General features: G+C 67.5%; 1 protein-coding gene. It reads left to right on the forward strand.

The features are described 5' to 3' along the window. The first annotated feature begins 165 nt into the window (after positions 1–165). A complete protein-coding gene (locus ACZ4EG_RS46610; RefSeq protein ID WP_467795061.1) occupies positions 166–1332 on the forward strand; it encodes an IS4 family transposase in 1167 nt (388 codons plus the stop codon). Positions 1333–1644: the final 312 nt, after the last annotated feature.

The following is a 1644-nucleotide window of genomic DNA, read 5'->3' on the forward strand; positions in this document are numbered from 1 at the left end:
CACCTCCACCGACGACGCCACCCCCGCACACTCCCAGCCAAGCACCGCACACCGCCAGCCGTCAGCGACTTACCAACATCACCAGCAGAGTCATGCCGTTGTTTTAGGCCTCGGACGTAGGTTCCTGGGTAGTGGTCCCAGGGGGTGGTTCGGGTGTCTGCGCGCGTGTCTGAGTTATCGGGTCTGAGGCTGTTGACCTGGGTTTATCCACCAGGCTTGGTGGATCGGGTGGTAGCCGCGTGCGGGTGCGCGGAGCAACGCAAACGGCTGCTTCCCGCGCGGCTGGTGGTGTACTTCGTGCTGGGGCTGGCGCTGTTCTCTCCGGCTCCGTATCTGGAAGTGATGCGGCACCTGGTGGAGGGTCTGCGGGGCCAGGGGCTGCTGGGCGACTGGCACGTGCCCGCGAAGTCCTCGCTGTTCCGCGCCCGGCAGCGGCTGGGCTGTGAGCCCCTGCGCGTGCTGTTCGCCACGACCGCCAAGCCGATGGCCACCGAGGCGACACCCGGCGCGTTCTGGCGGGGCCTGCGGCTGCTGGCGGTGGACGGAACCTGCTGGGACGTCGCGGACACCGAAGCCAACGAGGCCGCCTTCGGACGTCCGGGCAACGGCCGAGGCTCGGGCAGGAGCGCGTTTCCGCAGGTGCGGATGGCTGCTTTGGTGGAGGTGGGCAGCCACGCGGTGCTGGACGCGGAACTCGCCGGCTGCCGCACTGGGGAAGTCACCCTGGTCGGCCGCCTGCCCCGCTCCGTCGGCCCGGGCCAGCTCGTCCTGGCCGACCGTGAGTTCCTCGGTGTCCCGTTGTGGCAGGCCTTCACCGCCACCGGCGCCGATCTGCTGTGGCGAGTGCCCGCCAACCGCGTCCTGCCGGTGATCAAGCAGTTTCGTGACGGCTCATGGCTCTCACAGATCCGGGCGAGCAGCGGCCCCGCCCGAAACGAGCCGGTCACCGTCCGGGTTCTGGCCTACCAGCTCAAGGGCCAGGTCGGTAAGGACACGGCTGACGGCTACCGGCTGGTCACCACCTTGCTGGACGCCCGACGCCATCCGGCCCGGCAGCTGGCCGCGCTCTACCGCGAACGCTGGGAAGTCGAGTCCGTCTTCGCCGAGATCAAGACACATCAGCGCGGCGCACGCGTCGTCCTCAGCAGCAAAACCCCCGATGGTGTCCGCCAGCAGATCTGGGCACACCTGCTGGTCCACCACGCTCTTCGCGAACTCATGCTGAGAACCGCCGCCACCCGCGGCCTGGACCCCGACCGGGTCTCCTTCACCGAAACCCTGCGCTCCGCCCGGCGCAGCGTAACCGTCACACCGGGCAGCTTTTCCCCCTAAGCTCCTGGTCAGGGCCTTAGTGATGCTGGAGCAGGACCTCTTGGAACGACTCCTGCCCGTCAGACGACTCCGGAGTCAGCCCCGAGCCGTCAAACGCAAGATGTCCAATTACCAACTCAAGCGACCGGAACACCGTGACTGGCCGCAACCGACCCGTACTGGCACGCAGGCCATCGTCATCACAAGACCCCAACCCGCAGGCCCATAACGCAACGGCATGACTCTGCTGGTGATGTTGGGTGGGTCATGCGGTGGCTGAACACAGAGTGCGGAAGTGTGTGGCCCGGCGTTGTGTTCGGGGTGCGGTGTCGA

The organism is Streptomyces sp. NPDC025638 (assembly GCF_055558775.1).